Annotated in this window: 2 protein-coding genes; both read right to left on the bottom strand. The window is 67.0% G+C overall.

From position 1 onward, the window contains the following. A partial coding sequence (locus EB084_24500) for a hypothetical protein (GenBank protein NDD31424.1) occupies nucleotides 1-534 on the bottom strand: 534 nt, incomplete at its 3' end. Continuing rightward, on the bottom strand, nucleotides 531-1,475 hold the full coding sequence (locus EB084_24495) for a hypothetical protein (GenBank protein ID NDD31423.1): 945 nt from the start codon (nucleotides 1,473-1,475) through the stop codon (nucleotides 531-533). The genes EB084_24495 and EB084_24500, both read right to left, overlap by 4 nt. Nucleotides 1,476-1,866 lie beyond the last annotated feature (391 nt).

Raw genomic sequence — 1,866 nt, 5'->3', positions numbered from 1 at the left:
CCCGCCCGCGCGACGCAGCAGCGCGAGGTTGAGCAGACGAAGGCGCGTGACCAGGTCGATTGCTCCCGCACCCGCCAGACGTCCCAGCATCCGCGCTTCCGGCGCCACGAAGGCCCCCATGATCACCGCCGCGCCGGCCTCGGCCAGGTGACGCAGGCGTTCCATCCAGGCATCGGCCTCTTCGTCCGCGGCAGCCCATGCGTCGTCCGCGTGCAGGAAATCCGCGGAGACGTCGTCCGGCGTGGGAAGCACGAGCACCACGTCTGGCGCCCAGCGGCGGGTGGCGCTCTGCGCATCGACCAGCTCCTGGGCGATGGTGGCGAAGGGCGCCTCGCGAAGCTCGATCGAGAGACGCCACGAAGCGCAGAACAGCGCGAGCAGCTCGAGCAAGGGCGTCACCGCCCAGCCACCGAGCACCGCGCAGCGCAGGCGGGGCGCCGATTCATCGGGCACAAGTGCGCGTCGCATGTCGAGCAGCTCGAGATACGGCAGGTCCGGCTGCGGGCGCGGCAGTGGCGAGGAAGAGGCGCTCACTGGGCGCGAGACACCCATTGCCTGGCCTGCATCTCGCGCGCCAGGATCTCGGCCACGGTGGCATGACCTGCGGCAGTGAGATGATAAGATGCGTCGAGGCCGCCGGGCTGCGCCGCCCGCCATCGTGGGTGTTCCTCGATGATGATGGCGCAGCTGTCGTGTCGAGCAGAATACCTGCGGACGCCGTCAAGCACGGCCGTACGTCGTTCGTCAAGATCTCTCGGCAGGGCCACGAGAAGCACGCGTGCCCCTCTCTCACGCGCGTAGAGACGAAACGACTCGATGTTCGCGATGGCCGCAGAAGCAAGGGTCGGCGCCGCATCAAAGGAAATCTCGGAAGGCCAGCTCGAGAAGCCCTCCGCTCCGCGCGCCGCCAGCATGAGTGCCTGTACCACGTGGCTTCGCTCAGCCAGCGCTCGCATCTGCAGCCCCGGATCATCCATCTCGGGCAGCCTGCGCTGGCACAGATTGGTGAAGAGGCTGGTCTCGACCACCACCACGTCCGGATCGATTCGCGGCGAGACCTGCTCGAGCATGAGGCGCATGTTCGTGAGCTCATACCCGTCGACGCCTCCGTTGACGACGACGGTGGGAAGCCCGCACACCCTTCTCAGTGACGCCTCGAGGCGCGCAGGAAAGCGGTCTGCAGACGGTAGCGAGCGCCCCGCCGCAACCGAGTCTCCAACAACGAGCACCCGCAGCGCATCACCTCTGACGGCTCGCGGCTGCACATCTCTTCCTGGCGTGCCGTCGGGCGCGATATCTTCAGATTGCATGCGCCCAGGCCGGAACAGGTATCCCGTCACCGGAGACGGCATGAAGCGCTGATCACGCAGCTGCGGCGCGGCCGCAATGCGCCGCTCAGCGGCGATGAGCCCCGCCAGTGCAAGCGTCAGGCAGATGCAGAGCGGCCAGTTCACCCTGCTCATGAGGGAGTGCACGCGAGAGCAGATGGTCCTTCCTGTCGGCGCGTCAGTGCTCGCGCGCGCGGGTCTGTGAAATGTAGCAGGGGGCACCACGGGTTTCAATCGAGACAGGTGCGCGCGGGGAAGGGAAAAGTTCGAACCGTCACCCCAGGGCATGGCTTTTTCCCGGGTTTTACCTGACCCTGCTACCCTTCAGATGTCGCACGCTGCGGAAACCCCTTCGGAGGGAGCATTGACTCCCTCCACCGCGCACAACGCCACCAACGCAGCAGACAAGACGGGAGGCGCTCACGAGATGCGCGTAGACCACCCCTGCACCCCCCCTGAAATCCGCAGCACCATCGCGGCCCGCGAGCGAACCCGCTCTCCCTTCAACGACCCCGACTTCGTCGACGTCCCCCTGCGT

Source organism: Pseudomonadota bacterium, assembly GCA_010028905.1.
GTDB lineage: Bacteria > Vulcanimicrobiota > Xenobia > RGZZ01 > RGZZ01 > RGZZ01.
Note: the sequence above shows the minus strand (reverse complement) of the source record. Positions and strands in the feature narration are given on the sequence as shown.